At 58.7% G+C, this 366-nt stretch carries 1 protein-coding gene; it reads right to left on the bottom strand.

Annotated features, from left to right (window positions below; translation table 11 throughout):
• A partial coding sequence (locus L691_RS29810) for an ABC transporter permease (protein ID WP_198023091.1) occupies window positions 1-331 on the bottom strand: 331 nt, incomplete at its 3' end.
• Window positions 332-366 lie beyond the last annotated feature (35 nt).

Below are 366 nucleotides of genomic sequence, written 5' to 3'. Positions count from 1 at the left end.
GTATCCAATGCTTTCGCTGCCGCAAAAATAGCAGGTCGCCTTCATGCAGCAGCAACAGCATACCGCCCTGCATCAGTAAGGCCAGCAGCGCCGGCAAGAGAGCATAGGGAAGCAGCGTAACCCATGCCGGAAGCGGCTCACTCCAGAACCCGTAATAAAATCTTCCGCCAAGCAGCCCGCCCGGGATAAGGATGTACAGAAACACCGTCCAGTCCGCAGCGGTGCGGATGATGCCCCATTGTTCTTTCCAGTGGTGGCCAAGCCGCCTTCTCAGCAGGCTGCCGGGAGTCCGGATGCCATAGCCGCCGCGGCTTTCGTCTAAGTTGCTCATGGCTAACGTCTCCCTCCCATTATGCCAGCGCATCG

The sequence above is a fragment of the Paenibacillus zanthoxyli JH29 genome (assembly GCF_000520715.1).
Classification (GTDB): domain Bacteria; phylum Bacillota; class Bacilli; order Paenibacillales; family Paenibacillaceae; genus Paenibacillus_AQ; species Paenibacillus_AQ zanthoxyli.
This window is presented reverse-complemented; position numbering and strand designations above follow the sequence as displayed.